Source organism: Methanoculleus marisnigri JR1 (assembly GCF_000015825.1).
Taxonomy (GTDB): Archaea; Halobacteriota; Methanomicrobia; order Methanomicrobiales; family Methanoculleaceae; genus Methanoculleus; species Methanoculleus marisnigri.
Genome location: NC_009051.1, coordinates 1,912,535 through 1,939,415, shown reverse-complemented (window position 1 = coordinate 1,939,415; position 26,881 = coordinate 1,912,535). Strand labels below are relative to the sequence as shown.

Sequence of the window (26,881 nt, the reverse complement as noted above, 5' to 3'; positions counted from 1 at the left end):
TTCCAATAATCGCTTCGGGCCTCTTTGAAGCGATGAGTATTCACCACATCGGCGAATATTCATCATAACAATAAATAAGTCATTTAAAACAGTCCTTTTACCTGTAGAACTTCTCTCACAGACTCTGGAGAGAATCAGACTATGGTAAACAGATCTCTTGTACGAATCATGGGTCTTGGCATGATCCTGATGCTCATGCTCATCCCGGTATCGCCTGTCCTCGCCGCGGGGTTCGAATCACCCTTCCCGGCGAGCGCAACGACTGTTAAGCCTGTCGAGAGGCCGGATATGACGTCTGTCTCCTCCGCCCTCTGCGAAGTCTTCGGGATCGAGTGCGACAGGGCCACGATGGCGAAAGGCGTCTATATCGACCCCGGCGTCTGGGAATTCTCGCCGCAGTGGACGCTGATCATGCTCGGCTCGACGAAGCAGCGGGGCGACGTGCTGAAGTTCGTCGACGGGCTCGAGGCCTCGAAGGAGGAGAAGACCGCCTGGCGATCGAGCCTTGAAGAACTCTGGAAGGAGTACCCGGTCCGGGCCGTGAAGACGGAAGACGGCCTTGCGCTGACCATCGTCCCCGAGAAGAGCGATGTGCGGCTTGAAGTGTCCGAAAATTCAGCACTCCGGGAACTCGACGAGGAGATCGGCCGTGCGATGGCATCGAGCATGGACGGTGAAGTCGGCGTACGGTGGAATGCAGATACTCATGGGTGGATTATCAAGGCGGCATGCGTGCATAACTCAGTTAATGAGACAAATGCAGATATAGCAGCAGAACATGCATATGAGCCAGATTGGTGGTATGAAGGTTCAGAGTTTGAGATAATTCTCCAGCGCTGCTACAACCACGGCTACGTTCCTCCCTCACCTACCCCTCCAATTCCCGGTGTCCCGACGGGATTCGGCGCAGCCCCCGAGAACTGCCAGAAGAACGCAACCGATGCGGCGACCGCCTACTACAATAACCGTCTCGACGACGCTTTCACGTCTCTCGGACATTCGAGCCACTTCATGACCGATATCGGCAACCCGATGCACACGGGAAACCTCTTCGTGCAGGGCTCCCTGACTGTCATGGGGTGGAACATTCACAGTGCATATGAAAACTACACGCAAGACAACTGGGTTGCGCTCGGGTTCGGCGAGCTCGTCGATAACACCGTAGAGACAGAAGTATGGGTGACGCCCGATTACTCGACGCGGCTCCTCGGCTGGAAGACCCAGTGGGTCCGCGACCCCCTCATCCTCCTGGTCACCCTGAACTATCTAACTCACGGCGGAGAGTTCCACCTCGAAGAGAGCCCCGCAATCCGTGAAATCACGCTATGGACCCTCGGCGAAACGACAAAGCACACCAACGGCCTCGTGTACTACGTCATCAAGGACGGTATCCGCACCCACGTCATCACCGCAACCGCGGGCCCGCACGGCTCCATCTCGCCCTCGGGCGACGTCCAGGTTCTCTACGGTGAGGAGCAATCGTTTACGATCACTCCCGATAGCGGCTATACCGTGGACGACGTCGCCGTGGACGGCGAATCCGTCGGAGCCCGCACGACCTACACCTTCGAGGGAGTAGACGCGGATCACACCATAGCAGCTACCTTTAAAGAACCCTCTGCCGCCTCCAGCGAATGGATCTGGTCGAGAGATGGATGGGACGGATGGTCTCACGAGGCAACATGGTCGGGAACACAGACCGGACCCTGCTCCGAATACGGCCCGGTGATCGTCGATGATCACGGCGAGCACGGGACTAATGCAAACCTTAGCGCCGGTTCGACGACCGCACGTGTCGAGCGGCAGTTCACGGATGCTTCGGGGAATGGGTGGAACACCCTCACGTTCACCGGCCTCCTGGCGGAATCGGACGTACCCCGCGGGCGGTGGATGATCATCGAGGTGAACGACCAGCAGGTCTTCGCGGGCACCGCCTCGCAGGTACCCCCGGGCAACGGTCAGATGTTCGAGATCACCGTTCCGTTCCCGCAGTCGGACGAGGTGAATGTCAGGATTTCCCATGGGCAGGATCCGGCATGGGGTCCGCGGTTTGCAATGCAGTACCACTCCCTGAACCTGACGCTGGACGGCAACCAGAGAGGCGCCGCTATGGGAGATACGCCCTTCGTCCTACCTGACCCCGCCTCATTGGTGCTCAACGGAACCGCCGGGAGCCCCTGAACCCGGTCGCAACCGTCTAAGGCCGTTGACCTGCACTCCCTTTTTTTCAAGACCCCTCTGTGGGAATCACGCCCCCGGGTGCACCCGACGACCCGGTCGTTCCCCGTCTTTTATATCCCCGCACCGCCATGATCTTGTAGACAGATGCAGGAAAAGCAGCAAACACCGTGCGAAAACCCGCTCTGGCCCTGTGCGATGACCGGGGCGGTCGCCTGTCTCTCGGGATTCGAGGACGTCGCCGTCGTCGTCCACGGTTCGAGCGGGTGCTACTTCTACCCCGCGTCGCTCGTCGGGGTTCCCATTCACGGGACGTTCCTCGTCGAGAACGAGGTCATCTTCGGGACGGAGTCCCGCCTCGCGGAGGTGATCCGGGAGCTCGCCGGCCGCTACGCCCGGATAGCCGTGGTCAACACCTGTGTGCCCGCGATCATGGGCGAGGATATGGGCGACCTTGCCGATGAGGGGCAGATTATCGTCGTCGACAGCCCCGGGTTCCTCGGCGATCTCGAGGCCGGCTACCGCCGTGCGCTCGACACAATAGCGCCGGTGGTCGACCCCGACGTATTCGGCGTCAACATCGACGGCGTCTGCCGCACCGACCCCTTCTGCCGGGGGAACGCCCTCGAGGCGCGGCGCCTGCTCAGCCTTGCAGGCGTTCCCATCGCCACCACCTTCTGCCTCGACCGCTACGCCGCGACCCGGCGGGCGGCGCCGTTCACCGTCGGGACGAACCTGGATCTCGCAAGCGGCGTCGGAACCTCTTGCGGCTCGCTCCTCGGCCTCGACGCCGTTCGCGAGACCTTCGAGCGGCTTGACGCAGAGATCGACGGCGCGGATCCCCGCCCGGTCATGGACGAGATCGCGTGGGCCGATGCCCGGATCAGGAAGGCCTGCGAGAAGTACCTCAGGAGGTTCGACCCACCCCGTGCGGTGATCGCCGGCGGGCACGCCTACGCCGCGTTTGCCGCCGATCTCCTCGACCGGTATCTCGGTGCCGAGATCGCCTGCGTCGCCGCCCGGAACGGTTCCGGTTCCTCCGGCGACGGCACCACCCGCACGACCGACTTCTCGGTCATCCGGGAGGCGATCCTGGACGCCGAGCCCGACCTGATCCTCGGCTCCACCTACGAGGCGGCGATCGCTCCCGGCGCCGCGTTCGTCGGGCTGACGCCGCCTCTCCGGGACAGGGTCGCTCTCTCCTCCCACGCGGTCGCCGGGGTGGAAGGAGCGCTCCGGCTGATGGAAGAGGTGCTCAACGCCTGCATCAACCGGAACCGGCACTCAGGGAGCGGGAACGCGGATAACTTCTAGTAAAGCGCTGGTTGCCCCGGTGCCGGCACACCCGTCCGGGGAACCGGGCAACACGCGGCGATCTGTTCTTCCCCTCCCGTCGAGCAGCCGTACCTGCCATAAGACCTTTATGAACCGGCGGATACCGGGGAGCCGGTTCGTCCTCAGGGCGGGCCGGTACGAGAGGGAGGTTATGGCATGACGCACCACGGTGGATACGGCACCCACGATATGCTTCTCGCGAGGATGTATGATCTCCTCGACGAGGACGAGATGCGGCAGTTGATGGTACGGATGGTCGAGTCCCGCATCCGGATGAAGGAACAGCGCATCGAGATGATGCAGTACAAGATCGAGACCTACAGGATGGCACGGGACATGCTTCAGGCGAGCATCAAGAAGAAGTGAGCAGCGGGCTCGGGAACGTTCCCCGTCGGGGGATTGTCTCCTCTTTTTTTACCCCTCACGGCGAACCTACCGGCATGGCTCTGACAATCAGGGGATACTTTGATACGGATTTTGCGTCGGTCTCTGCCCTTGAGCGGGAGAACAGCCCGGAGGGATGCAAGCCCGAGGTCTTCATCCGGCAGGCCGGCGTCCTCTTTGCCGGGACCTTCCTCGTCGGTGAATGCGGCGGGCGGGTGGTCGGCTACACCATCGGGGCTCTCGTCCAGCACCGGCAGACAACGGGATGGATCGTCCGGCTGGTGGTGGCGGAGCGGTACCGGCGCAGGGGGTTCGGGGAGACCCTCGTTGCCGCCGTCATCGCCGCCCTCCGGGAGCGGGGAGCGGATGAGGTCTGCCTCTCGGTCGCGCCGGGGAACCGTGCCGCCTGGGCGCTCTACGAGCGGCACGGCTTTCGGGAGACGGAATTCTGCCCGGCCTACTTCGGCGAGGGAGGCGATCGCTACATCCTCAGGAGAGATTTCGCCGGCAAGATTTAATCTGTCCCGATTGAGATCAGTGGGATACCATGTCCCTCACCACCTTCCGCATCGGGGAAGCGTTCAGACCGGTGCCGCAGTTCCGGTCGTACCTCTACGCGTCCCTGATCCTGGCCGTCGTCGTCTTCGTCCTGCCGTGGCTCGCTCCCATCGTCATCTTCAGCCGGCTGCCCGTCGCTCTCGCCTTCGCCGTCCCGGTGCTCGCCATCGTCGTCTTCATCGCCTACTGGATCCCGCTCTACCACGAGAGCATCGTCTACCGGCTCACCGTCACCGAGGTGACCTGGCGGCGCGGGGTCTGGTTCCGGCAGACGGGGATCGTCCCTTACAACCGGATCACGAACGTCGATATCGTCCAGGGCCCCCTGATGCGGTTCTTCTCCTTCTCGGCGGTCCGGGTGCAGACCGCCGGCTACTCCGCCCAGGCACAGGCGGAGATCGTCCTCAACGGGATAGCGGACCCGAAGGATCTCCAGGAGACGATCATGAACTTCGTGCGGACGACCGGGCCGGTCGCCGCGACCGGGGGCGAGCCGGCAGAGGGGCCGGCAGCCGATGCCGTGGTTGAGGAACTGCGGGCGATACGGCGGCTGCTGGAGAGCCGGCAGGAGCGGTAGAAACTTTTTCTGATACAGGGGGAGGTGGGAGAGAACTATCTCCCCCCGATCACCTCCCGCTTGATGACCAGAACCGGCTGACGGGCGTTCTTGATCACGTACTCCGAGACCGTCCCGAGCAGGCGGTCGCGGATGTTCGACCGGCCGTGGGAGCCGATGACGATGAGCGACGCTCCTTCCGCATCGGCCGCGGCCACGATCTCCTTCCCCGGGGTGCCGAGGGGCGTCCGGACGGTCACCTTCACGCCCTGTCTCTCGAGCGCCCGGCGGGTATCGACGATCCGGTGCTGGATCTCTTCCCGTAGCTCCCTCTGCGCCTCGGTCTCCCGGTCGGGCACGGTCCCGAGGAACCCCTGCCCGCCCGAGGCGATCAGCGTGATCTCCTTTGAGTCGATGACGTGGACGAGAACCACCTCCCGGGTTCCCGCCTCGTGCAGCACGGGGATATAGTCCAGCACCTTCATCGATGGCACTGAAAAGTCCGTTGGAAACAGGATGCGTTCGAACATACTCTGGCACTCACTCCGATGAGACCTTTTCTGCAGAAGAGGTATAAAAGAGATTGTACGGGCGCCAGAGGATGTGGTGGGTACCGGGGCTGTCTGCCGCCCGCAACCCTGGAACCTCACCCCCGCCGTTTCTCCCGGATCAGCACCCGCCACCGGTGCAGCATCCGTCCAAGACCGGCGGTCCCGACGGGTGCCGGATACGGGAAGGGGATCGTCGACCCGGACGGGGCGACGGAAAGATCGAGGGCTTCGGCACACTCGGTGCAGATCGCCTCCGCGCCCGGATCGCCCCTGAGCATGGGGTGGGGGGACTGGAAATGCACGCGGCTCCCGGCGATATCGTCGAACTGCCCGAGCAACGCTTTCTGGTGGCCCTGTTCCTCCTCGACGGCGGCCGATGCGTCGATCCCGCAGATCCGGCCGACCTTTTCGAGGAACCGGCACGTTCCGGCAAGGCCCGCCGGAAACGAGTCGACGTACGGCGTGCCGAATTTCCGCTCGAGGGTTTCGCCGACCGGCCGGAGCGCCGGTTCCCGGAGGATGTTCACGGCGGCCGAGCCGAGCCGTCCGATATCCCGTGTCTCGATCCCCCGCACGAACCGGAGATTGATCGTGATGCCGAGCCGGGAGAGGAGGCGCGCGATCTCGGCTGCGTTCTCGTCGACGCCGTACTCCAGGTTCTTCTCGCCGATCAGGTTTGCCGATAGGGTTGCTTCCGCTCCCGGACAGGCGAGCGATGCGACGGAGGAGAGGGCGTTCCTCACTCCCGTCTCGAAGACCCCCCCGAGGAACCCGGCGGTCGGCACGGGGATCACCGGGACGCCCCGGTCTTTTGCGCAGACGGCCGCGACATCGTCTCCGATCGTCTCGACGATGCAGGTCGAGAGGACGAAGACGGAGGCGGGCGAGCGCGAGAGCGCCTGCGCGATGGTCTCCTCCAGCGCGTCTTCGCCCCCGAAGATGATCCCGTTCTCCGTTAAGCGGGTGGAGAGAAGGCGGGGGACCTCGAGCCGGTCGTTCGAGAGGTGGGTGGCGTGCAGGAGAGAGAAATTATGGTGCGTGCATCCCGCCGGGCCGTGGATGACGGAGACGGCGTCCCGTACCTCCGTGAGCACCGAGAGCGCCCCGGTCAGGGTACACCCCTCAAACCTGGACGAATTCGAGGGCGAAGGATTCGAGTTCATCCATCTCGAGAGGTGTGGGGATGCTCGTCGTCTCGTTTCCGTAGACCGTCCGCGCGAGTTCCTGGTAGACCGCCGCCTGGTCGGATTCGGGGGCGTATTCGACGACCGTCTGTTTCTGCAGCTCCGCGACCTGGACGATCCTCGAGCGGGGGATGTAGGCGATGAGCCGGGAGCCGATCCGGCGGGCGAACTCGTCAACGAGTTCCCGCTCGCCTTCGATGTTCTTTGCGTTGCAGATCACGCCCCCGAGCGTGCACCTGCTCCGCACCCGGCGCGAGAGCCGCGCAATGGCTTTTGCGATGTTGTTTGCCGCGTAGATGGACATCAACTCGCCGGAGGTGACCAGGTAGATCTCCTGGGCGTAGCCCTCGCGCATCGGCATCGCAAACCCGCCGCAGACGACGTCACCCAGGACGTCGTAGACGATCACGTCGCCCTTGAGGGCGTTCAGGCGTTCGAGGAGCTGGAACGTCGCGATGATCCCCCGGCCGGCGCACCCGATCCCGGGCTCGGGCCCTCCGGCCTCCACGCAGCGGACGCCCCGAAAGCCCCGGTAGACCACGTCGTCGACGGTTATCTTCTCGTCTCCGCGCTCCCGGATGAGATCGAGGACCGTCGGGATCCAGGTCCCGTGCATCAGCATGCGGGTGCTGTCGTGCTTCGGATCGCAGCCGATCTGCAGGATATCGAGCCCTTCTCCCGCGAGTGCTGCCGACAGGTTCGCCGCAGTGGTGGATTTCCCGATTCCCCCCTTCCCGTAGAGGGCGATCTGTTTCATTGCATCTACTATGCGCTTGCATGGGTAATTAGGTGTCGGATGGCGTTCACGGCGCGGAGTTATATATGCTTTGTTGTGGTTGGATTGTCCTCTCTGCACGACTCTTCTCATTAAGCATTTGTTACTCTACTCCATTTTGATAATCGGACGTTTATAATTCGTTTTTTAAAATTGGAAAAGTATATAATGGTCAGTTTGAAACTCTTGTCAAGCAGAGGGAAAACGATGGACCCACGATTCCGATCACGGTTGGTTGCGGCGATTGTTCTCATCATCGTCGTTTGTTCGGCCTTCTCAGTGAGCCCGGTTGCCGGTTTCCGTCTGGAAAACAGGGATGGGAGCGGCACCGAAGCGGCACTTGCGGAGGCCCTGGTGCTGCAGCAGAGTACCAAAATCCGGGAAGAGTTTATGGAGAACCTCACTGTCTACATCGACAGCAGGAGCGAGGTGTTCAGGCAGCAGGATGCGTCCGGGAGCGTGAGCGGAATCTACGTCGCCGAGGAGAACGCCATCTATATCCGATCGGACAGGGATCCGGCGCGAGCCGACGAGGTCTTTGTCCAGCAGGTGGGCTACCGTGTCTATCACACGATGGGGTTTGGGGAGAGTAAGGCGTTTGCGGCGCTTGCCGAAAACCCGGGCACCTACCTGGCCCGGATCACCGCACCCGCAGGTGAGGAGAAGGAGGCGGCGATCTTCGCCGAGGCCTTCATGCTCTACCACACCTCCCCCGCGGTCCTGAAGAAGTACGCCCCGGAGGTTCACACCTACATGGACCTGCTCGCAAAGAACGGTGGGGACTGGGCGACGGTGGACGACCTATACCTTCATTACCTGCCGGAGTAACCGGCTGGTTCTTTTTTTTCGCGGCCCCTCCGCGGCACGACCCCTTCAGTCGGACCGCTTGAAGAGACCCATGACGAGCATGATCACCGGAATGACCTCAAGTCGCCCGATCCACATGATCAGGATGAAGAGGCCCTTCGCCGGAGCCTCCATATCGGGCGAGACGAACCCCGTCGATATGCCGTTGTTGCACATCGCGGTGACGACCTCGAAGATCACGTTGCTCGAATCAAAAGACGTCGGCTGCAGGTGCATCACCAGTATCGTGGCGACGAAGATGATCAAAAAGTAGAGCATGATCGTCAGCATGTTCCGCGAGACCTCGAGGTCGGCGACGTTCTTCGGGATCACCTTGCCGTCGTACTTGAATGGCACGAGCACCTTCCCGGAGACGAACATCCGCCGGAACCACCAGACCAGGCTCTGGAACCCGAGAACTACCCGGGAGAGTTTGATACCGCCGGCGGTGCTCCCGGATGCTCCGCCGATCACCATCAGCATCGCGAGGAAGAGAACGGTCACGCTCGCCCACTCGTTCGGGGAAGCGACCTGGAACCCGGTGCTGGTGGCTGCCGCGGTAGCCATGAAGAGCGCCTGGCGGACGGCCGTGGGGAGATCGGTTGCGGTGAGCGTGACGAGGTCCCACGCTATCACGAGGATCCCGAGCGCGATGAGCATGAGAAGGAGACGTGCCTGCTGGTCGCCGAAGAACCTCGTGTCTTTCTGGCGATAGAGGAGGTAGTAGAGCTTGAACGGGAGGGCGCCGGCGATCATGACCGGGACGATGAGGACTTCGAGCAGCGGGTTGTTGTAGAACGGGATCCCCGCCGAGTGGACGGAGAACCCGCCGGTGGCGATGGCGACGAGGGCGATGTTCACCGCGTCCCAGACCGGCACTCCCGAGAGCAGGATGAGGCCGATCGAAGCGGCGGTCAGCGCCAGGTAGATCTTCCACATCTCAAACCCCGTCGCGACGACGCTCGGCATCAGCGCTTCCGAGCGACCTTCCGACCGGTAGAGGCGGAACTGGGTCAGCCCGGTTCTCGAGGCCATCGCGACGGTGAAGGCGACGATCCCGATGCCGCCGAGCCACTGCATCAGCGACCGCCAGAAAAGGAGCGTCCGGGGCATCTCTTCGACCGACCGCATCATTGTCAGGCCGGTGTCCGTCCACCCGGACATCGCCTCGAAGACGGCATCGAGGTATGGGACGCCGAGTCCGAGGCAGAACGGGAGTGCGCTCACCAGCGCGATGATCAGCCAGATCAGGGCGACCGCCATGAGGGCGGCGGATAGGGGGGCCTCGCGATCCTCGCGGGGTACCTGGAGAAGAAACATCCCGAGGATAAAGAGGACGACAGGGACGGAGACCATGGGCAGGATCATATCCCACTCCCCATAGATCACCGCCACGACAAGAGGCAGCGCCGTGGCGATGCTCATGTACTTGAAGATGCTGCCGATGTCTGCTGCGATGATCGAGAACTGCTCGATCCTATCCATCGTTACACGTTCTCCGGGCGCTCTTATCTACTTTCTCCTGTGCGGCCGTTCGAATTTCCGGGGGATCAATGGGGCTAAAATCACCTTCGGCCGCATCCGTGTCCGTTGTTTCCGGTCACCGTCCGTCCGGTCCCGCCCGCTCCCGGAGCGCTCTCGATGAAGATGCGCCGGTTGATGATCCGCCAGGCGAGGATGAGCTGGGCCATATCCCCGGCCGTCAGGTAGTCGCTGTCCTGGCTGAGGTCGATGGGTTCCACCTGCGTCTGGATCTCGATATTCCGTTCCAGTTTTCTCGCGACGGCGTCGTTCAACTCCCCGTCGAACGTGAGCGCCCCCATCGCCTCCCCCCCGACGTCTTCGATGGTGAACTCGACCATGAAGTCGCGCTCGGAGAGCGAGAGGAGCCCGAAGAGGTCGATGGAGAGGTCGACGTCCCCGATGCTCTTATCAAGCCTGCTCTGGCAGAGGGTGACGCGGTAGACGTTGCGCTTCTCGCTCACATCCCTACCGTACTTCGAGAAGGCGATCCGGATGACCGCATCCGCAAACAGGCACTGCGGCGCGACGTACCGCTCGTAGTCGGGTTTGCGCTCCTCCATCTCCCGGAGGACGGCCTCGGGGGCGTAGCCTCGTCGCTCCACATCGCGTTTGATCTTCCAGGCACGCTTGACGTCGGGGTCCGGGTCCACGTAGAGTTTGAAGTCGATCCGGTCCCGAAGCGTCCCGGTGATGAACGGGTGCAGCCCCTCGAGGATCAGGATCTTCGTGGGGCTGAAGGGCACCGGGGGATCGAACCGGCCGTAATCGTGGTTGTAGACCGGTTTCTCGATCGTTCTGCCTGCCTTCAGTTCGGCAAGATGTTCTTCTAAGAGGTCGAACCGGTTCGCCTCGGGGACGAGCGGCGTTATCCCGAGAACTTTGCGCTCTTGGCGGTCATATCTGTGGTAATCGTCGATGGTGATGGTGGAGACGAGGTCGTCCCCGAAGATCTCGCGGATCGCCCGGGTGAAGGTGGTCTTTCCGGACCCGCTGTCTCCCGCGACGCCGATGACGAAGACGTAGGGCGACTCGGCAATGACCCTCTTGAAGTCGGATGGGGGCATGATTCAGCTCGAAGGTTGGTCGGTATCCTGGCGTGTTAAGATTTCGGTGCAGGTTGGCCGGTTCGGGTACGGGGCGGCAACCGCGAAAAAGGATGGGATGTCTAGGGGGAGAGGATCCCCGCCTCCCGGTGCTTCTTTGCGATCTCGTCGGCGAGCCGGTCGAGCTCCGCGAAGTTCTCCTCCTTCGGGGCACCCCTGATGTAGACCGGATCGAGGAACTCGACCCTGAGCCGGCCGAGCATCTCCACGATGGTGTCGACCGTCTTTCCGCCCCAGCCGTACGACCCGATCACCGTCGCGTAACGGGTCTTCGGGCGGAGGAGGTTTGCGAGGTAGGCAGCGTAGACCGCCTGCGGGTGCGGGCCGAAGATGACCGTCGGCGCCCCGATCACGACCGTTGCGGCGTCCACGAGCGCCTTTGCGAGGTCGCCGGTGTCGGTCTTCGGGAGGTTGAACGGCTGGACCTCGACGCCGCGCTTCATCAGGGCGTCGACGAAGTGGTCTACCATCGCCTGGGTGCTTCCGTGCATGGAGACGTACGGCAGCACCACCGTATTCGTCACGGCGTCGCCCGTCCAGTCCCGGTAGGCGTCGACGATGAACGCCGGGTGGTCGTATACCGGCCCGTGGCTCGGGGCGATCACGTCGATCTCGCGTGTCGCGAGTTTTGCAAGGTGCGCCTTGATGCTCGAGCGGAACGGCATCATGATCTCGGCGTAGTAGCGTTTCGCGGACTCGTAGACCACGCCCTCGTCGAGGACGTAGAGGGAACTCGTCGCGTAGTGCGAGCCGAAGAGGTCGCAGGGGAAGAGGATCCGGTCTTCCTTGAGGTAGGTCAGCATCGTCTCCGGCCAGTGAACCCAGGGGGCGATGATGAACTCGAACATTCTTCCCCCGAGGTCGAGCGTATCGCCGTCGCCGATGACGATGAACCGATCCTCGGGGACATGGAGGAGGTCGATCAGGAAGTCGCGGCACTTCTGGTTCGTCACCACCTTCGCGTCGCCGAACCGTTCGAGCATTGCGGGTATCGAGCCCGAGTGATCCTGCTCGGCGTGGCTGGAGACGATGTAGTCGATCTTCTCGACCCCGATCGACTCCAGGTTCCCCATGAGCTCCGCTGTCTTCGTCGGGTCGACGGTGTCGATCAGCGCTGTCTTCTTGCTGCCCCGCACCAGGTAGCTGTTGTAGGTGGTGCCGTCGGGGAGCGGGATCAGTTCGTCGAAGAGCCGGCGGTCCCAGTCAATGGCGCCGACGGCAAAGACGCCCGGCACGATCTCGCGTGCGGCCATTACTCCTTCGCCCCCGTCGGGTGTGTTCCGGCTGGCATACGGTTCATCATGATATTCGACATACTTCGTCCTCCGTAGGGTATCGACCGTCCCGGCGCATCTCTGCCGCGCCGTCCGGCAGACGTCTCTCCGGCGCGAACGCTGATAACGGTTTCGCTCTATTTCGTGGAGGAAGAGAGGGTGGCCTGCCCTTCTCCCCTCCTGACGGCGTTTGCAAAGAGGTGGGCCTGCCGGGTCGGTTCCGGGAGCCGGTATCCCCGTGCGGTCGCGAGGACGAGGTCGACCGCCTGCGCGAGATCGATCCGGTGGCCCACCGAGACGTAGACGGGCTTCACCCTCTCTCTCGTCCGCACTGCCATCCCGATCGTCTCATCGTCGCGGAGTATCGGGGCGGTCGATCCCCTCTCCCCCGCGGGCTCGGCCGCCGTGCCGAGAAGGAGGCTCTTCGCGACCCCGATGGCGGGCCGGTCCAGGAGGACGCCCATGTGGCTCGCGATGCCGAGCCCCCGGGGGTGGGCAATCCCCTGTCCGTCGAAGAAGACCACGTCCGGCTCGGAGCGCAGTCTCCGGAACGCCTCGAGGAGGGCGGGGCCTTCCCGGAAGGTCAGGAGGCCGGGGATATAGGGGAACGTCGTCACGGCGGCGGCGGAGACCCGCTCGACGACGGTGAGATCGGGGTAACTGAGGGCGACGACGACCGCGTGGATGACGTCCGAACCCTTTGCATAGGAGGCGTCGGTGCCGGCCACGAGGGAGACCTCCCCGGCTTCCCCGGAACGGCGAACCTGCTCCCGGAGCCTCTCCTGGATGCGGATCGCTTCCGCCGGCGTCAGGTCGAAGGGGTGGATCTCTCTGATCTCCATGGCGATTCCTCGTGGGCTGGAACGATACCGTTGGTGTCTGCCTGGTATTATATCGTTGGGGCACGGCACCCGCCGGCCCTGCTCTCCGCGACTCCACCACCCGGGCGGCGGGGCATTTTTATACGTGGAGGAGGTTACGGCCCGGAGAGTCATCTTAGGAGTGTGGACGATATGGCACGATGGGTCTGCAGTGTCTGCGATTACGAGTATGTTGAGGAGGCAGGAGACCCGGCCACCGCGATACCGCCGGGAACGCTCTTCGAGGAGCTCCCCGGTGACTGGCGGTGTCCCCGCTGCAGCGTGGGAAAGGAAGCGTTCGTGCGAGCCGGCGAAGAAGAGAGGGAGATAAATGACGAAGATTACCTCTGAAGGGGGTGCCATGACCGTGGCCGACGTGCTGGTCTCGGAGCTCGCGGCCTGGGGGATCACCCTGTACTTCGGCATCCCCGGCTCATCGTCGCTCCCGCTCGTGGACGCGGTCAGGAGGAACCCGGATGCGCACTATGTCGTCGTCCGGCACGAGCAGACCGCGGCGCTCGCGGCCTCGGCCTACAACAAGTTCACGGGGAAAGTCGCCGTCTGCCTGACCATCGCCGGGCCGGGGGCGACGAACCTCGCCACCGGCCTGTATGACGCGAAGGAAGATCGGGCGAGCGTGCTCTCCCTGAACGGGCAGGTGCAGGCGCAGTACGCCGGCCCCGGCGGCGTCCAGGAGATCGACCAGGACGCGTTCTTCCGCCCGATAGCGGTCTTCAACAACACCGTCGCCGACCCGTCGACGGCGGTCAAACTCCTCACCCGGGCGCTCCGGTACGCGATCGTCGGCCGCGGCGTCGCCCAGTTGTCCCTCCCGAACGATATCCAGAGGGAGGCGCTCGAGCCTGCCTACTGCGAACGCGAGACCTGCCTCTCCTCGGTCACGGCGGCCCCGACCGACGAGGCTGTCCGGGCGGCGGCGGAGGCGATCGACGGCGCCGCACGGCCGGTCATCCTCGCGGGATTCGGCGCCATGCGTGCGGCGGGAGCGGTCCTCGATCTTGCAGAGACGATCCGGGCGCCTATCGTCACCACCTTCCGGGCGAAGGGCATCCTCCCCGACGAGAACGAGTGGATCGCCGGGGTGCACGGGCCGCTCGGGACGCCGCACGCCGAGAGGCTCGTCGCGGAGTCGGACGTCGTGATCGCCTGCGGGGCGAGTTTCTCCGACTTCACCGGGATCCCCGGTGAGAAGCGGGCCGTCCATATCGATATCGACCCACTCCAGCTCGGCAAACACCCGCTCGCGGCAGGGGTCTATGGCGACTGCGCCGTTGCCATACCGATGATTCGGGAACGGGTCAGGCCGCGGGAGGACACGGAGGTCGGGGCGTGGCTTGCCGGGCAGAAGCAGGAATGGCTCAACCAGCTCGACCGGGAGGCCGACCCGGAGGCGGTCCCCATCCGCCCGCCCTACATCATGAAAGTCCTCTCCGAGACCCTTCCGGAGGACGCGGTCATCTCCCTCGACGTCGGGGAGAACCAGTGGTGGTTCGGGAGGAACTTCCGGATGAAGCGGCAGCGGTTCGCGATGTCCGGCTACCTCGGGACGATGGGGTTCGGGCTCCCCGGGGCGATTGCGGCGAAACTCGCCTACCCCGATGCGACCGTCGTCTGCATCACCGGGGACGGGGGATTCTCGATGGTCATGGCCGACTTCGTCACGGCGGTCAAGTACGATCTCCCCATCGTCGTCGCGATCATGAACAACCACGAACTTGCCATGATCCGGGAGGAGCAGAGGGAGGCGAACTATCCGCCCTACGGCACCGAACTCACGAATCCGGACTTCGTGGCGTATGCGGAGGCCTGCGGCGGTGCCGGGATACGGGTGGCCCGGCCACAGGACCTTGCGGATGCGGTTCTCCAGGCTATCCGGATGAATGTGCCCGTCGTCGTCGATATCGAGACCGATCCGAAACGGTTCGAGTAAGGCACCGCGTATCCGAAATCTATAAATATTTCCCGCGGGAATGAGGGGCGAGGGTAAATGTGAACAGCCCGGTCGCGGGTGTCCGGTCGACGGCGCCCATACCGGGTAAGCGCGGCTCTCCGGATATCGATTCGGGTGGGAGCAACGAGAATTCGTTGTTCGCTCCATGCTGAGGGACCCCGGGTGGCCCGAACGGGCATCCCGGGCATACTTGCGGCAAACCGGATCTGTTCCGGTTCACCGCTCTTCTGTCGGGCCGATTTGCTCTTGTGTGAAGCAGTTTTTAGGAGAATTCTTGTAGAGTTTACGCGAAGGATGGACGGCGGCCGGTAATGCTTGCCCTTCTCAAGCTCCGTTCCTGACGGCCCGTCGCCAGTCGCACCTGCGGTGCTCCAGCTCCGGCCCTTCGGCCCGTCGCCAGTCGCACCTGCGGTGCTCCAGCTCCGGCCCTTCGGCCCGTCGCCAGTCGCACCTGCGGTGCTCCAGCTCCGGCCCTTCGGCCCGTCGCCAGTCGCACCTGCGGTGCTCCAGCTCCGGCCCTTCGGCCCGTCGCCAGTCGCACCTGCGGTGCTCCAGCTCCGGCCCTTCGGCCCGTCGCCAGTCGCACCTGCGGTGCTCCAGCTCCGGCCCTTCGGCCCGTCGCCAGTCGCACCTGCGGTGCTCCAGCTCCGGCCCTTCGGCCCGTCGCCAGTCGCACCTGCGGTGCTCCAGCTCCGGCCCTTCGGCCCGTCGCCAGTCGCACCTGCGGTGCTCCAGCTCCGGCCCTTCGGCCCGTCGCATTTTTACAAAAAGCGGTAGGGTTGGATCATTCGCAGCAGACGTAGTCGTAGAGGAATGCGGCGAGCACCGCACCGACGATGGGGCCGATGATGTAGATGGGGAAGAACTCCCAGAGGTTCTGGCCTGCTAAAAGCCAGTCCCCGAGGTAGGGGCCGAACGTACGGGCGGGGTTCAGCGACGCGCCGGTCAGGTTCCCGATCGTCGTGATGATCCCCGCGACCGCGAGACCCACAACAAGCCCGGCAAAGCCCGGCGTGGCCCGTTCGTCAACGGCGGCGCCCATGATGACGAGCATCAGAAGGAACGTCCCGATCGCCTCGATGACGATTGCCTGCAGGTAGCCGATGCCGACAAAAGGTGCCGTCGCCCCGAGGCCCCCGATGGTTACGGCGTCCGGGCCGACGGCCCAGGCGAAGAGCAGGCTTGCCGCCGCGGCGCCGATCAGTTGCGCGGCGATGTACGGGACGACGTCGCGGCCGGGGAGCCGGCGGGTTGCAAAGAGGGCTATCGTCACCGCCGGGTTGATGTGGCAGCCCGATATTCGCCCGAAGGCGTAGATCGAGCCGGCGATGGCGATGCCGAAGGCGAGCCCTATCGCGAGCCAGTCGCCGAGTCCCCCGAGCGCCCCGATCCCTATGTTGAAGGGGGTCGCCGGGGTCGTCCCCGCGGCGAGCATCAGCGTGACGACCGCGGCGCCGGCACCGAAGAAGACCAGGATAAACGTCCCGACGGCTTCGGCGACGCATCGTTTTCCAAGAGATATGGTCATGATTTCACCGAATAAGGTAATTTCTTTGTGTGCAGACGAGGCTTTGCCCAAAAGAGGGCATCTGGAGTGCCCTACTTCTGGTACAGGGCCGTATAGCACGCGGGACAGAGGATCCGCGGCAGCGGAGCCTTCACACGCTTGCTGGGGAGCGGGTAGCCGCCCTCCCAGACGTCGACGTCCTTTCTGATCGCGTGCTCCATGCAGAGCCCCATCCCGCAGACGATGCAGATCGCCACCGCCTCGCTATCCTTCCCCTCAAGGGCGCAGTAGTAGCACTTCATGATCCCTCCCTCTAGACCGCCTCTTTCCACTGGCAGTAGTGCTGCCTCTGGTCGACAAGGCTCGTCGTGGCGCAGTTCTTGCAGGCCCGAACCGGAGCGGCGGGCGTCGCCTTCTCGAGAGCGATGACGTTCGTCATCATCGTCGCGGTCACGGGCTCGCTCGTCAGGAGACACGGGTAGTCGGCAAGGCGCATCAGGGCGGAGAACCGGACGGTTATGGCGCAGGCCGGGTAGGCGTACCATTGCGGGTTCATCAGCACCTCGTTTGCGTGGATGGGTGAGAGGTCGACGGGGTACTTGCCGACCATCGGGGTCAGGGTCTCGTCGGCGCCGTTCCGGCCCTTCCGTGCCTTGTCGATGAGTTTCCAGCCGCGGTAGATCATGTCCATGAAGTCGCAGTTGTGGAGTTCCGCAGCGGCTCCCCGGGCCGGGTAGGCGAGGACGTAGTTGTGGAACCTCTTCGTGAGGAGGTCGACGACCATGGGTGCGTTGAGCGCGTCGAGTTCGAGGATGTACTCGGTGGCGGCGGCGGATGCACCGGTCGCGAGCGAGAGGACGTCCCAGTAACTCTTGTAGGCGTCGAGCGAGTTCTTAAGCGACGACTCCATCACCTCCGTAACCGCCTCGATGATCGCCATGACGACGTCGTCCTTGCACATGTTGAAGGTCGACTGAGCGATGTGGTGCGCGACGTCGCCGACGCTGTAGGCGGGAACAGTCAGGATGTTCGCGTAGTGGACGCCGTCGTCGACGGCGGCGCGAACCGTCGGCTCCATCCGCCGCCGGTACTCGCTCATGTACTTCCGCGCGTCAAAGGACGTCATCCCCGCCGCATCCATCAGTTCCGCCTGGGCCTCGATCGGGTTGCGGTAGATCCTCTGCATGATCTCGACCTCTTTCGCCGTCGCCTCGCCGGGGGTGGCCCCTTCCTCGAGGGCGTGGGCGAAGGTGTCCCCGAACCCGTAGGAGGTGTTCATCCCCCACGATTTGGCGGCGAGGATCGCCTGCTTGTGTTCGACCGGGATATCGGTCTTCTGGAGCACCCGGTTCACCACGTTGCTCGTGCTGCCCGGGATCAGCGCGAAGTCGACGACACAGGTGGGGCCGTAGAACCCGCCGTAGCGCCGCACCGCTTCAAGGCCGATCCTGGCCTCGGCAGCCGCGATTGCCTCCGTGAAGGCGTCGACGCTCTTTGCGAACGCCTCGTCCTGGCTTTTGAGGATCTCGAGCACCACGGGTGTCTGGTAATGCTCGACGAAGGGATCGTCTTCGGGGCGGACGGTCGTCGTGAGGCTTTGCAGGACCTCGGCATGCGAGATCACCGAGTTCTTGTGGAGGTCGATGACCGCCCGGCTCTGGTCGCCGATCGCCGTCATTTTCCGGACGGCATCGACGTAGGGTTTCGTGTCCGCGAGGACGAACTTCTGGCCGCGTTTTGCTTTTACCATCTCCACGTCCGCCCGCTGGGCGGTCATGGCCTCGTTGATCATCTTCTCGTAGAGTTCTCTCATATCGATCACCTGTATAGTTCCTGCCGCCCGGTTCTTCGGACAGCATGTTCGAGAAAGCGATTCTTACGGCGGTCCCTGCGGAACCTCCGGATCTGGCGGAGCTACTCTGAGCGATGGAGAATGCGGATGGTTTGGCTATGGCGGCCCGGGAAGGGGCTCGGAGAGCCGGGAGGACGGCGATCGGGGATACGATGCCCGTTGTCCGGCTCGTGCACCCTCCATCATGCCTTGAAATCCCGGTAAGGAGTCTTCAATCGGTCTGATGGGTCGTCCTCACATATATCTCTTGTGTCGTTCGCCGGAGCCTGTATCCGATGAAAAATAAGCGTTTTTTTGCTTCTCGGACAACTCACGTCGACTATTTTGGGCGCTCGCCGTTTCGGCGGTCAGAACCAGGCATCCAGCGTCTTCTGGGTCGCCTTCACCGAGACCTTGGCGAGAGCGCTCCTGACGCGCTCTTCGGAGAAGTCGTAGCGGCCACAGAGCATCTCCACGACGCCCTCGACGTCCGGCGTCCTCCACTCGAGGGTGTAGTCGTCGGTGACCGGCGGGTTGAGGAAGAAGTCGCGTATGGGGGCGGGGTTGAAGTCGGGCTGCTTCTCGGCGATCACGGACTCGAACTCGCCGTTCCGCACGATCTTCAAGGCCGTCTTGCCGCCGACGCCCCGGATCCCCGGGTTGAAGTCCGTGCCCACCAGGATGCCGATCTTGACGAGCTGCTCTCTCGTGACGCCGAGACGGTCGAGGAAGGAGGAGAGGACGATCCTCTCGGGGTTCACCGTGATCGTCCGTCCCCTGGTCTTTCGCCGCCCGCTGACGGTGAGGTTCCGGACCAGCACCGGGGACCCGAAGAGAAGCGAGTCGTAGTCCTGGGAGACCGCGTAGGTGACCTTCCCCTGCCGCGCCATGTAAGCCGCCTGCGCTTCGCCCTCGCTCGGCGCCTGCACCCAGGGGATGCCGAGCAGGTCGAGGAGTTCGCGGGACGATGCGATGGTGTGGCTGTCGATACGGGCGGATGCGCTCGCCTGCTTGTAGGCCTCCTCCATATCGCCTTCCCGGAGCGCCGTCTTCCAGGCCTCGTCGGCCCGGGCGCGATGTTCGCGCCGCTCGTTGATCGTCTCCTGCTTGAACTCCGGGGGCTTCCCGTCGAAGACAAAGACCGGGCGGATGCCCTTTTCCAGGAAGTTCACCGTCCGAAAGAGGATGCCGGAGAGGTGCGAGGTGATCCGGCCCGCACCGTTCATCAGCGGTGTGCCGTCCGGCTGCCGGATGATGGAAAGGAACTGGTAAAGTGCGTTATGAGCGTCCAATGCGGCGATGCCGGATAGATCGTCCCACGTCAACGTTTCTTTACAGTCTGCCAGGATGTCTCGGATAGCAACGCCCATGCTACCTGATCATGAGAGGGGGATATGCCATTAAGATGGCGATCCGGTTCACCGGTACATCCGCCGGGAGAGGCCGTCGACGATCTCCTCCATGTGGCTTACGGTGTTGTCGTATCTGGCGGTCATCGTCTTTCCCATCTCCTCCATGTTCACGCGCATGGTGCGCTCCCGCTGCACGACGCTCTGCTCGAGGCTCACAATCTTCATACCGAGAGAGATGAGCAGTCCTCCGAGGGAGAGCATCATGAACGTCGCAGCCGCCGCTATGATCAGGTCCTGCCAGAACCGCATCACCAGCACGACGGTGGAGACCACCATCACGATGGTGAGAACGATATCGCCGATGAGTTCGCGAATCTCCATAATTTAAAGTGATGAGGATGCATTAATTAACCTACCTATAATGAGTGGAGTTTTGTGATGCAGATACGCGACTGGCTGCCTCTTCTTGGAATGCCCCTGATGCTTTTGTTCGTCCAGATCATCGCTATCGTCCTCGTCATGCCGATGCAGGCGGCGGGGCTTGTTGCGTTTGAAGATCCCGAATCGGTGGCGAATCCCCTGATATTTATAGGGATGCTGCTCGCCTTCACCCTGGTCCTGCTCGTCCTGCTCCGGACGGGGGGTCGGCGTTTTATCGCTGCGTTCATCGGGTTTGCCCTCTTCATGACGTTCCTCTACATATTCGGTGCGCTCTCTCTCCTCGCGCTCGGGCCCACCACCGCCGCGGCGGCGGGGACGCTCATCGGTGCCGTTGCGGTGACTGCGCTCCTCTACCTCTACCCGGAATGGTACGTCATCGATATCCTCGGCGTGCTGATATCCGCCGGGGTTGCCTCCATCTTCGGGATATCCCTCGCCGTCCTGCCGGTGCTCGTGCTGCTCGTGCTGCTCGCGGTCTACGACGCCATATCGGTCTACCGGACGAAACACATGATCACGCTGGCCGAAGGCGTCCTCGAGACGAAGGCGCCCATAATGGTCGTGGTTCCGAAGAGAGCGGACTACTCGTTCAGGAAAGAGGGGCTCAACATCAGTGAGGGGGAGGAGCGCGGCGCGTTCGTCATGGGTATGGGCGATCTCATCATGCCCTCGATCCTTGTCGCGTCGTCGCACGTCTTCGTGGATGCGCCCGCAGTCCTCTGGACCCTCTCCGCCCCGACACTCGGCGCGATGGTGGGGTCGCTCGTCGGCCTTGCGGTGCTCCTCTACTTTGTCAACAAGGGCAACCCCCAGGCGGGTCTCCCCCCCTTAAACGGCGGGGCTATTCTTGGGTTTCTGGTTGGGGCGGCTCTCGCAGGTTCGTTTTCGTGGCTTCCTTTCTGAACGCGAGCAGGAGGTCCAGCACCGCCCCCACCCCTTCGCCGGTGAGGGTGGACATCGCCGGGTAGCCCTCGATCCCCCGGATATCCGACTTGTTTGCGACCGTCACCACCGGCACGTCGACGAGCCGGTGTACCTCCTCAAGGAGCCGGTTCTGGTCGTCGAGCGAGTAGCCGCAGTGTTCGCTTGCGTCCAGGATGAAGAGGACGACGTCGGCCGTGTTGATGATGGCGCTGACCGCCTGCCGCTCGATGGGGTTCCTCTCGTCCGCCGGGCGCTCAAGAACCCCGGGTGTGTCGATGAACTGGATCCGGTCGCGCTTGCCGATCTCGCGGTGGCCGACGACGATCCCCTTGGTGGTGAACGGGTAGGCGGCGATCTCGGGTTCCGCCGTGGAGACAAGCCGGATAAATGAGGATTTCCCTACATTTGGGAATCCCGCAACCACCACGGTGAAGTCGTCGTCGTTCACGTGCGGGAGTTTCCGCAGGATGTTCCGGGCCTCGTTTAAGTATACGAGATCGTCTTCCACCTGGTGAACGATGGAGGCTATGCGGGCGACGGCCTGCCGCCGTTTTGGGGGTGTGTCTACTCCGGATCGCATGCTGCGGGCGTAACCGGAGCCGATGACCCAGATCTGGTCGGCCGCCCAGTTGACGGCGCCGAGGGATCGTTTCAGCCGGTCGAGCGAGACGAGGATGTCGGCCGCCTCCTGGTAAAAGGGCGAGAGGCGCTCGAAGCTCGGAAACGAGCTGACCACACTCTTTAATTTGTCGTGGATGGCTTTCGCGACCGCTCTCACGAACTCCTCGTTCGCGGTATCGACGTTGGTCTTCAGCTTCTTCTTGGCTGCCGCCCTGCGAAGACTGCGGTCGAGCACTTCGTCCGCCGTAGGAACGGTCGGGATGGTTTCGAATTCCACGTTACGCACAACCTAATGTATTTAAACAACGTATAATGACTGATAATTATGGAGCTCTCTCCGATTCAGAAGGATATCCTGATAACTCTGATTACCCTATACCATCAGTCTTCCCACTCTATAAAAGGTGAGGAGATCGCGGAGGTGCTGAAGCGCAACCCCGGCACCGTCCGCAACCAGATGCAGGCCTTGAAGGCCCTCGGGCTGGTCGACGGCGTTCCCGGCCCCAAAGGAGGGTACAGCCCGACCGCAGGTGCGTACAGGGAACTGAATCTCGGGGATCTCGAGCACCAGTCCGAGGTGCCGATCTTCCGCGACGGCGAGAGGGTGAAGGGTGTCCGCGTCAGGGAACTCGGGTTCACCACCCTCTGCCACCCCGACCTGTGCCAGGCGATGGTCAGGATCATCGGGAGCGTGAAGCTCTTCCGCGTCGGGGATATGGTCTCGATCGGACCCACGCCGGTGAATAAACTTCTCGTCCGCGGCGAGGTCTTCGGGATGGACGAGAACCTGCAGGCGCTTCTTATCAGCGTCTCCGAGATGATATCCCTCCCCAAACAGCCTATCAAGCACTATATGAGCACCCCGCTTCTGACCCTGCCGCTCACCGCCACCCTGCGCGATGCCGTCCGCCTCTTCAATGCCCATCATATCCACGGCGCGCCGGTGCTGAAGGACGGCGGCGACCTTGCGGGCATCGTAACGCTGAGCGATATCGTCCGCGGCCTGGATGAGGGCCTGACCCTGGATGCGCCCGTCGCAGGGGTCATGACCGCCGATGTGGTGGAAGCGCCGTCAACGATCCGGCTCTACGAACTCGTGGGCCGGTTCAAGGAACGGGAGATCGGGAGGTTGATTGTGGTCGAGGACGGCAAGCCCGTCGGGATCGTTACCCAGACCGATATTATTCGGGTCTTTCCCTCACTTTGATCCCCTCCCCGTTCGAAATTTCGTGCTTCAACCCCTCTGATGACAGATAAGTATTTATATGAGAATACCTATGGTGCTTCTGTAAAACGAGTTCTGTGTGTGAGTGCATTTCACAGAACTCAATGAAAAGGGGGAAATGGATCATGACTGATATACCACTGGCACCTGTTGGCAGAATTGTAAAGAAGTCCGGCGCGGAACGTGTGAGTTCCGATGCGAATGAAGAGCTCGCAAAATTGATGGAGCAGTATGCGTCACGGATCGCGAAAGAGGCGATCAAGCTGGCGGGCCACGCAGGCAGGAAGACGGTCAAGGCAACCGATGTCCGGATGGCGGCCGAAACCGTGAAGTAACCCTAAAAATCTCTTTTTCTCCAGGCTATACTCGTACCTCCGGGAAGACCGCACTGACGCCGGTTGGGTGCGGGGGGATCCGGTATGCAATTCTCAGGTGAGGGAGGCCTCTACACCGTGGTCTCTTCCGCTACGGGCAGCGGCGGTGCATGCACGTTCGGCAATAATCTGTAATGCCCTTTCCCCGCGATTTTATAGACTTTAGAAGATTTAAATAGTACAAACGCCCCACGGTTTTGTATGAGCAAAACTTTCTGCCGCTCCCTTGCCAAGAAGAAAGTGATGAGTAACGATGGCATGCTCATCGGGACCATCAAGAATATCATCGTCGACCTCAACACGGGGCAGGTAGCCGACCTGCTCGTCAAACCGGACGAGACGTTCAAGACCGACGGCTACAGGACGGACGGAGACAAGATGCTCGTGCCGTTCGAGGCGGTGAAGGACATAAAAGATTACGTCGTCGTCGACCGCTACCTGCTGAAGAGATAGGGATAATACTTTTTTACCGCTTCCACGAATCCGTCCCCGTAACCTTCTTCGGAGACCCAGTCCGCCGCCGACAGGGTCCGTACCGGGGCATTTCGCACAGCGACGCCGATGCCGGCAGCCTCGAGCATCTCGATATCGTTTTCGGAGTCTCCGACGGCCATCATCTCGGAGGGGGAAAGCCCCATCTCACGGGCAAGTTCCACGAGCGCCGTCCCTTTGCTCACGCCGGGGGTCTGAAGGTGGATTGCAAACCCGGTATCGAGCACCCGGACGGGGAGGCCGTGGTCGCGGATGATCGCTCTTGCCTCATCGGGGTCGATGTTCCGGGCGAAGGCAACGTCGGCGAACCGGTACTGCGCACTGTAGAGTTCGAGTTCGACGCCTTTTCCGGCAAAATAGTCGTTGAGCACCTTGAAGGCTTCCCGGCAGACCTCCTGGTCGCCGGGGATGCGGAGGGTGCCTGAAAACCCCCTCCGGTAGACGCCGCCGTTCTCGCCGATGATTGTCCCGTCCGTCCCGACCATCTTGCAGAGCCCGTCCATGAAGCAGACGGTGTTGCCGCTTGCGAGCACCACCTCTATCCCGGCGTCGACGAGCGTCCGGATGGTCTCGACGGCAGCGGTGTTGATCCGCCGCCGCCGGTCGGTGATGGTGCCGTCGACGTCCGTTACGAGCGTCTTCAGCACGGTTTGAGCCCTGCCTGCTCGACCATGAACGCCGCCTCGCCCTCGGGGAGGTTCGGGCTGTCCACCAGGCGGGCGACCCTCTTGCCGCCCTTGCTCTTCCTGAGATAGAGCCGGAAGGTTGCGGTGTGACCGACGATGTTGCCGCCGATCGGTTTCGTGGGGTCGCCGAAGAGGATGCCGGGGTTCGACATCACCTGGTTGGTCACGAGGCCGACGGCGTTGTGGTCGTCGATCAGTTTCAGGAGGTCGTGCATGTGGCGGTTCAGTTTCTGCTGCCGGGGAGCAAGGGTGCCCCGTCCCGCGTACTCCGAGCGGAAGAGCGACGTCAACGAGTCGATGACGAAGAGCCTGACCGGGTAATCGGAGGTCCGCAGGTCGTTTGCGAGTTCCCGTGCCGTCTCGAGGAGCAGCATCTGGTGGTCGGAACTGTGCGCCCGCGCGACGTGAATCCGTTCGAGGACCTCCTCGATCTCTCCGATCTCCGCCTCTTCGGGGAGGCCGTTCAGCATCTGCTCGATCCGCTCAGGCCGGAAGGTGTTCTCGGTATCGACGTAGATGACCCCCCCGCCGAGCCCGCCGAGTTCTTCGGGGAGCTGGGCGTTGACGGCCATCTGGTGGACGAGCTGGCTCTTGCCGGACCCGAACTCGCCGTAGACCTCCGTGATCGCCTGCGTCTCGAGGCCGCCGCCGACCAGCTCGTCGAACTCGGGGACCAGCGTCCTGAGCTTCTTGATATCTTTCCTCTTATCGAGGATATCGCGGCCGGTCTTGAACCCCCCGATATCCGCCATCTTCCGGGCGGCGAGAATCACTTTCTTTGCGGTGGCCTCGCCGATCTCCGCCGCCTCGGCGAGATCCGACGTGGTGGCCGTCGCAACGCTCTCGACGGTCCCGTATCCGGCTTCGCGGAGCTTTTCGGCAGTGGTCGCTCCGACGCCGGGTAAATCTTCAAGATCAATCTCTGACATCTCAATCCTCACTTGATCTCTAGGTGTGTTTCTGTATGGTACACTAGAATCTCTAGCCGGAGACATAAAGGTCGCTTGCCGTGCGGGGTGAAAGTGAAGATCAGGATCGGGGTTCTTCGGCGAACCGATCCAGGCGGCGCTGCAGATCCTTTTGATCGGGCATTACTGCCTCGATATCGCTCAGACAGATCACGCCCCTATGCACCCGGCCCCGGGCGCGCACACGAGATCCGATGGGCAGCGGCTCGTCGAGGAGGTAGCAGGCATCACCGGTATCAAGAGCGATCCCCTCCCGGGTGGCGATGATCGTCCCTTCGACCTCCACCTCCTTCTCCTCCTGTGCGAGGAGAACGAGGGCGCTCCCCCACGAGAGGTGCACCTCGAGATCGCCGTACCGGCCCCGCCGTGCGGTCGCGTTGTAGACCTCGATCCGGTCGCCGGGCACCAGATGTTCGTCCGCCTTCTCGCCCCAGACGACGACCGGGATCTCGCCGGTCGGATCGGCGATGACCAGGTTCCTGACCGAGGACTGCCGCCCGTTCCGCGTGGTGAACGAGTGCGGGGGCTGGACGGAGAGAACCGTTCCGGCAAGCGAGTAGGTCCCGCCTTCCTCGATACCGGCGACGGTGTTCATGGGGAGGTCGATCTCACCGTCGGAGTGCACGACGGACGCGGATTCGCCGAGACTGTACTCGACCCCCCGGTCGTTTTCGCGTGCAACCGCCCCGCGGATGACGACGTTCTCTCCCGGTTCCACCCCGAGAAGGACGGCCGGTGCCCAGGCGACGAGCCGGAATACGCCGTCTTCGTTCCCGATCACCGCTTCGACCATCTCGCCGGGTGTTCCGTCGCGGCGGACGAACGCCCGTGGGCTCTCGATCGAGATCAGCCGGACCTCGAGATCGCCCGCCGGTCCGGGAGCCGAAGCGTCTCTCCCCTCATCACAGGAGATCTCGCATGCCGCCTCCTGGACGGCGACGGCGGTGACGTCGGGGACCTTTCCTTTGCCCTTCGGCCGGCCGAGGATCTCGAGCACGTCGCCCGCCTCGATCTCGGAGACGCCAGCGGCCTTCTCGTCCCAGAGGGTCAGCCGGGCCCTGCCGGTTTCGTCGCCCACCGTCACGTTCGCGACAAGGCCGGGCGTGCCGTCGGGCCGCTCGAACTCCCGGGGCTCCTCGACGGCGAGCACCTTCGCAAAGAAGCACGCGAGGCTCGGGGCGGCCGCAAGGTCGCGTATCCGGATGTGCGAGCGCCCCAGGTCTTTGACGACCAGCATCGCGGCAGTCCGTTCGTCGAGGAGGTCTCCCGACTCTGCCACCTTCCCCTCCACCCGCCGCTCGAACTCTCCCTTCTCGAGAAGGTCGTCGACCAGGAGGTAGTGGAACTTCACGGCTGCGGC

General features: G+C 63.0%; 29 protein-coding genes. 12 read left to right on the top strand and 17 right to left on the bottom strand.

The annotated features are described in order from the left end of the window. Positions 1–141: 141 nt before the first annotated feature. From MEMAR_RS09595 to MEMAR_RS09575, 5 genes are all read left to right on the top strand, one after another. Positions 142–2,181, top strand: coding sequence for an InlB B-repeat-containing protein (locus MEMAR_RS09595; RefSeq protein WP_011844779.1), 2,040 nt, complete (start codon positions 142–144; stop codon positions 2,179–2,181). A 144-nt stretch (positions 2,182–2,325) separates the two neighbouring features. Then, positions 2,326–3,492 carry a nitrogenase component 1 gene (locus tag MEMAR_RS09590; RefSeq protein WP_011844778.1) on the top strand — a complete coding sequence of 389 codons (1,167 nt, stop codon included), beginning with the start codon at positions 2,326–2,328 and terminating at the stop codon, positions 3,490–3,492. 177 nt (positions 3,493–3,669) lie between these two features. Beyond that, a complete protein-coding gene (locus MEMAR_RS09585) occupies positions 3,670–3,879 on the top strand; it encodes a hypothetical protein (RefSeq protein WP_011844777.1) in 210 nt (69 codons plus the stop codon). A gap of 74 nt (positions 3,880–3,953) precedes the next feature. After that, positions 3,954–4,415 (top strand): GNAT family N-acetyltransferase, encoded by a 462-nt coding sequence (locus MEMAR_RS09580; RefSeq protein WP_011844776.1) that lies wholly within the window; start codon positions 3,954–3,956, stop codon positions 4,413–4,415. A 29-nt stretch (positions 4,416–4,444) separates the two neighbouring features. Further along, positions 4,445–5,032 carry a PH domain-containing protein gene (locus tag MEMAR_RS09575; protein WP_011844775.1) on the top strand — a complete coding sequence of 196 codons (588 nt, stop codon included), beginning with the start codon at positions 4,445–4,447 and terminating at the stop codon, positions 5,030–5,032. Between the two features lie 35 nt (positions 5,033–5,067). On the opposite strand, the gene MEMAR_RS09570 is transcribed toward MEMAR_RS09575, so the two are convergent. From MEMAR_RS09570 to cfbC, 3 genes are all read right to left on the bottom strand, one after another. Then, positions 5,068–5,541: a universal stress protein gene (locus MEMAR_RS09570; protein WP_011844774.1), complete on the bottom strand. Its 474-nt coding sequence runs from the start codon at positions 5,539–5,541 to the stop codon at positions 5,068–5,070. A 116-nt stretch (positions 5,542–5,657) separates the two neighbouring features. Then, positions 5,658–6,725: a nitrogenase component 1 gene (locus tag MEMAR_RS09565; protein ID WP_011844773.1), complete on the bottom strand. Its 1,068-nt coding sequence runs from the start codon at positions 6,723–6,725 to the stop codon at positions 5,658–5,660. Beyond that, complete coding sequence (cfbC, locus tag MEMAR_RS09560) at positions 6,685–7,503, bottom strand: Ni-sirohydrochlorin a,c-diamide reductive cyclase ATP-dependent reductase subunit (protein WP_011844772.1); 819 nt, start codon at positions 7,501–7,503, stop codon at positions 6,685–6,687. The genes MEMAR_RS09565 and cfbC overlap by 41 nt, the downstream gene beginning before the upstream one ends. Positions 7,504–7,728: 225 nt before the next feature. Here cfbC and MEMAR_RS09555 point away from each other — a divergent pair, with 225 nt between their 5' ends. Continuing rightward, positions 7,729–8,349: a hypothetical protein gene (locus MEMAR_RS09555; protein ID WP_011844771.1), complete on the top strand. Its 621-nt coding sequence runs from the start codon at positions 7,729–7,731 to the stop codon at positions 8,347–8,349. Positions 8,350–8,394: 45 nt separating this feature from the next. On the opposite strand, the gene MEMAR_RS09550 is transcribed toward MEMAR_RS09555, so the two are convergent. The 4 genes from MEMAR_RS09550 to nfi all read right to left on the bottom strand — a co-directional run bounded on the left by MEMAR_RS09550 (position 8,395) and on the right by nfi (position 13,110). Continuing rightward, positions 8,395–9,852, bottom strand: coding sequence for a TrkH family potassium uptake protein (locus MEMAR_RS09550; protein ID WP_011844770.1), 1,458 nt, complete (start codon positions 9,850–9,852; stop codon positions 8,395–8,397). A gap of 80 nt (positions 9,853–9,932) precedes the next feature. Further along, complete coding sequence (locus MEMAR_RS09545; protein WP_011844769.1) at positions 9,933–10,955, bottom strand: phosphoribulokinase; 1,023 nt, start codon at positions 10,953–10,955, stop codon at positions 9,933–9,935. A gap of 101 nt (positions 10,956–11,056) precedes the next feature. Beyond that, the gene (locus MEMAR_RS09540; protein WP_011844768.1) at positions 11,057–12,247 is read right to left on the bottom strand and encodes an FprA family A-type flavoprotein; all 1,191 of its coding nucleotides are present in this window, start codon (positions 12,245–12,247) and stop codon (positions 11,057–11,059) included. Positions 12,248–12,405: 158 nt separating this feature from the next. After that, positions 12,406–13,110 carry a deoxyribonuclease V gene (nfi, locus tag MEMAR_RS09535; RefSeq protein WP_011844767.1) on the bottom strand — a complete coding sequence of 235 codons (705 nt, stop codon included), beginning with the start codon at positions 13,108–13,110 and terminating at the stop codon, positions 12,406–12,408. A 171-nt stretch (positions 13,111–13,281) separates the two neighbouring features. Between nfi and MEMAR_RS09530 the strand changes: the two genes are divergently transcribed. Both MEMAR_RS09530 and MEMAR_RS09525 read left to right on the top strand, forming a co-directional pair. After that, positions 13,282–13,479 carry a rubredoxin gene (locus MEMAR_RS09530; RefSeq protein ID WP_011844766.1) on the top strand — a complete coding sequence of 66 codons (198 nt, stop codon included), beginning with the start codon at positions 13,282–13,284 and terminating at the stop codon, positions 13,477–13,479. Next, the gene (locus tag MEMAR_RS09525) at positions 13,460–15,079 is read left to right on the top strand and encodes a thiamine pyrophosphate-binding protein (RefSeq protein WP_052291866.1); all 1,620 of its coding nucleotides are present in this window, start codon (positions 13,460–13,462) and stop codon (positions 15,077–15,079) included. The genes MEMAR_RS09530 and MEMAR_RS09525 overlap by 20 nt, the downstream gene beginning before the upstream one ends. Before the next feature lie 345 nt (positions 15,080–15,424). On the opposite strand, the gene MEMAR_RS13005 is transcribed toward MEMAR_RS09525, so the two are convergent. The 6 genes from MEMAR_RS13005 to MEMAR_RS09500 form a co-directional block, all read right to left on the bottom strand. Next, a complete protein-coding gene (locus tag MEMAR_RS13005; protein ID WP_143706379.1) occupies positions 15,425–15,859 on the bottom strand; it encodes a hypothetical protein in 435 nt (144 codons plus the stop codon). Positions 15,860–15,884: 25 nt separating this feature from the next. Further along, positions 15,885–16,628 (bottom strand): MIP/aquaporin family protein, encoded by a 744-nt coding sequence (locus MEMAR_RS09520; protein ID WP_011844764.1) that lies wholly within the window; start codon positions 16,626–16,628, stop codon positions 15,885–15,887. A gap of 71 nt (positions 16,629–16,699) precedes the next feature. Continuing rightward, the gene (locus MEMAR_RS09515; RefSeq protein ID WP_011844763.1) at positions 16,700–16,909 is read right to left on the bottom strand and encodes a DUF2180 family protein; all 210 of its coding nucleotides are present in this window, start codon (positions 16,907–16,909) and stop codon (positions 16,700–16,702) included. 11 nt (positions 16,910–16,920) lie between these two features. Continuing rightward, positions 16,921–18,420: a DUF2193 domain-containing protein gene (locus MEMAR_RS09510; protein WP_011844762.1), complete on the bottom strand. Its 1,500-nt coding sequence runs from the start codon at positions 18,418–18,420 to the stop codon at positions 16,921–16,923. Positions 18,421–18,806: 386 nt separating this feature from the next. Further along, the gene (gene fen, locus MEMAR_RS09505) at positions 18,807–19,808 is read right to left on the bottom strand and encodes a flap endonuclease-1 (RefSeq protein WP_011844761.1); all 1,002 of its coding nucleotides are present in this window, start codon (positions 19,806–19,808) and stop codon (positions 18,807–18,809) included. 48 nt (positions 19,809–19,856) lie between these two features. Next, a complete protein-coding gene (locus MEMAR_RS09500) occupies positions 19,857–20,171 on the bottom strand; it encodes a hypothetical protein (protein ID WP_011844760.1) in 315 nt (104 codons plus the stop codon). Between the two features lie 57 nt (positions 20,172–20,228). Here MEMAR_RS09500 and MEMAR_RS09495 point away from each other — a divergent pair, with 57 nt between their 5' ends. Continuing rightward, on the top strand, positions 20,229–21,134 hold the full coding sequence (locus tag MEMAR_RS09495) for a presenilin family intramembrane aspartyl protease PSH (protein WP_011844759.1): 906 nt from the start codon (positions 20,229–20,231) through the stop codon (positions 21,132–21,134). On the opposite strand, the gene MEMAR_RS09490 is transcribed toward MEMAR_RS09495, so the two are convergent. After that, a complete protein-coding gene (locus MEMAR_RS09490; RefSeq protein WP_011844758.1) occupies positions 21,073–22,053 on the bottom strand; it encodes an NOG1 family protein in 981 nt (326 codons plus the stop codon). The genes MEMAR_RS09495 and MEMAR_RS09490 overlap by 62 nt on opposite strands. Positions 22,054–22,101: 48 nt before the next feature. On the opposite strand from MEMAR_RS09490, the gene MEMAR_RS09485 reads away from it, so the two are divergent. The 3 genes from MEMAR_RS09485 to MEMAR_RS09475 all read left to right on the top strand — a co-directional run bounded on the left by MEMAR_RS09485 (position 22,102) and on the right by MEMAR_RS09475 (position 23,828). Further along, positions 22,102–22,983: a CBS domain-containing protein gene (locus tag MEMAR_RS09485; protein WP_011844757.1), complete on the top strand. Its 882-nt coding sequence runs from the start codon at positions 22,102–22,104 to the stop codon at positions 22,981–22,983. Positions 22,984–23,126: 143 nt separating this feature from the next. Beyond that, entirely contained in the window at positions 23,127–23,336 is a 210-nt protein-coding gene (locus tag MEMAR_RS09480; protein WP_011844756.1) for a histone family protein, read from the top strand. A 240-nt stretch (positions 23,337–23,576) separates the two neighbouring features. Then, a complete protein-coding gene (locus MEMAR_RS09475) occupies positions 23,577–23,828 on the top strand; it encodes a PRC-barrel domain-containing protein (RefSeq protein WP_011844755.1) in 252 nt (83 codons plus the stop codon). Here MEMAR_RS09475 and MEMAR_RS09470 read toward each other — a convergent pair. The 3 genes from MEMAR_RS09470 to MEMAR_RS09460 form a co-directional block, all read right to left on the bottom strand. Next, positions 23,810–24,514, bottom strand: a complete 705-nt coding sequence (locus MEMAR_RS09470; RefSeq protein WP_011844754.1) for a phosphoglycolate phosphatase — start codon at positions 24,512–24,514, stop codon at positions 23,810–23,812. The two genes, MEMAR_RS09475 and MEMAR_RS09470, sit on opposite strands and share 19 nt — an antisense overlap. After that, complete coding sequence (gene radA / locus MEMAR_RS09465; protein WP_011844753.1) at positions 24,508–25,482, bottom strand: DNA repair and recombination protein RadA; 975 nt, start codon at positions 25,480–25,482, stop codon at positions 24,508–24,510. The genes MEMAR_RS09470 and radA overlap by 7 nt, the downstream gene beginning before the upstream one ends. A gap of 100 nt (positions 25,483–25,582) precedes the next feature. Then, positions 25,583–26,872: a nucleotide-binding protein gene (locus tag MEMAR_RS09460; RefSeq protein WP_011844752.1), complete on the bottom strand. Its 1,290-nt coding sequence runs from the start codon at positions 26,870–26,872 to the stop codon at positions 25,583–25,585. Positions 26,873–26,881: the final 9 nt, after the last annotated feature.

What these genes read in the sequence shown, in the direction of transcription:
- MEMAR_RS09510 (WP_011844762.1), bottom strand. Translation starts at nt 18,420, where the DNA reads ATGAGAGAACTCTACGAGAAGATGATCAACGAGGCCATGACCGCCCAG.
- MEMAR_RS09540 (WP_011844768.1), bottom strand. Translation starts at nt 12,247, where the DNA reads ATGGCCGCACGCGAGATCGTGCCGGGCGTCTTTGCCGTCGGCGCCATT.
- MEMAR_RS09565 (WP_011844773.1), bottom strand. Translation starts at nt 6,725, where the DNA reads ATGAACTCGAATCCTTCGCCCTCGAATTCGTCCAGGTTTGAGGGGTGT.
- MEMAR_RS09515 (WP_011844763.1), bottom strand. Translation starts at nt 16,909, where the DNA reads ATGAAGTGCTACTACTGCGCCCTTGAGGGGAAGGATAGCGAGGCGGTG.
- MEMAR_RS13005 (WP_143706379.1), bottom strand. Translation starts at nt 15,859, where the DNA reads ATGCGACGGGCCGAAGGGCCGGAGCTGGAGCACCGCAGGTGCGACTGG.
- radA (WP_011844753.1), bottom strand. Translation starts at nt 25,482, where the DNA reads ATGTCAGAGATTGATCTTGAAGATTTACCCGGCGTCGGAGCGACCACT.
- MEMAR_RS09570 (WP_011844774.1), bottom strand. Translation starts at nt 5,541, where the DNA reads ATGTTCGAACGCATCCTGTTTCCAACGGACTTTTCAGTGCCATCGATG.
- nfi (WP_011844767.1), bottom strand. Translation starts at nt 13,110, where the DNA reads ATGGAGATCAGAGAGATCCACCCCTTCGACCTGACGCCGGCGGAAGCG.
- MEMAR_RS09485 (WP_011844757.1), top strand. Translation starts at nt 22,102, where the DNA reads ATGGAGCTCTCTCCGATTCAGAAGGATATCCTGATAACTCTGATTACC.
- MEMAR_RS09495 (WP_011844759.1), top strand. Translation starts at nt 20,229, where the DNA reads ATGCAGATACGCGACTGGCTGCCTCTTCTTGGAATGCCCCTGATGCTT.
- MEMAR_RS09530 (WP_011844766.1), top strand. Translation starts at nt 13,282, where the DNA reads ATGGCACGATGGGTCTGCAGTGTCTGCGATTACGAGTATGTTGAGGAG.
- MEMAR_RS09500 (WP_011844760.1), bottom strand. Translation starts at nt 20,171, where the DNA reads ATGGAGATTCGCGAACTCATCGGCGATATCGTTCTCACCATCGTGATG.
- MEMAR_RS09475 (WP_011844755.1), top strand. Translation starts at nt 23,577, where the DNA reads ATGAGCAAAACTTTCTGCCGCTCCCTTGCCAAGAAGAAAGTGATGAGT.
- MEMAR_RS09545 (WP_011844769.1), bottom strand. Translation starts at nt 10,955, where the DNA reads ATGCCCCCATCCGACTTCAAGAGGGTCATTGCCGAGTCGCCCTACGTC.
- MEMAR_RS09525 (WP_052291866.1), top strand. Translation starts at nt 13,460, where the DNA reads ATGACGAAGATTACCTCTGAAGGGGGTGCCATGACCGTGGCCGACGTG.
- MEMAR_RS09550 (WP_011844770.1), bottom strand. Translation starts at nt 9,852, where the DNA reads ATGGATAGGATCGAGCAGTTCTCGATCATCGCAGCAGACATCGGCAGC.
- MEMAR_RS09595 (WP_011844779.1), top strand. Translation starts at nt 142, where the DNA reads ATGGTAAACAGATCTCTTGTACGAATCATGGGTCTTGGCATGATCCTG.
- fen (WP_011844761.1), bottom strand. Translation starts at nt 19,808, where the DNA reads ATGGGCGTTGCTATCCGAGACATCCTGGCAGACTGTAAAGAAACGTTG.
- MEMAR_RS09520 (WP_011844764.1), bottom strand. Translation starts at nt 16,628, where the DNA reads ATGACCATATCTCTTGGAAAACGATGCGTCGCCGAAGCCGTCGGGACG.
- MEMAR_RS09585 (WP_011844777.1), top strand. Translation starts at nt 3,670, where the DNA reads ATGACGCACCACGGTGGATACGGCACCCACGATATGCTTCTCGCGAGG.
- MEMAR_RS09480 (WP_011844756.1), top strand. Translation starts at nt 23,127, where the DNA reads ATGACTGATATACCACTGGCACCTGTTGGCAGAATTGTAAAGAAGTCC.
- MEMAR_RS09590 (WP_011844778.1), top strand. Translation starts at nt 2,326, where the DNA reads ATGCAGGAAAAGCAGCAAACACCGTGCGAAAACCCGCTCTGGCCCTGT.
- MEMAR_RS09580 (WP_011844776.1), top strand. Translation starts at nt 3,954, where the DNA reads ATGGCTCTGACAATCAGGGGATACTTTGATACGGATTTTGCGTCGGTC.
- MEMAR_RS09555 (WP_011844771.1), top strand. Translation starts at nt 7,729, where the DNA reads ATGGACCCACGATTCCGATCACGGTTGGTTGCGGCGATTGTTCTCATC.
- MEMAR_RS09575 (WP_011844775.1), top strand. Translation starts at nt 4,445, where the DNA reads ATGTCCCTCACCACCTTCCGCATCGGGGAAGCGTTCAGACCGGTGCCG.
- cfbC (WP_011844772.1), bottom strand. Translation starts at nt 7,503, where the DNA reads ATGAAACAGATCGCCCTCTACGGGAAGGGGGGAATCGGGAAATCCACC.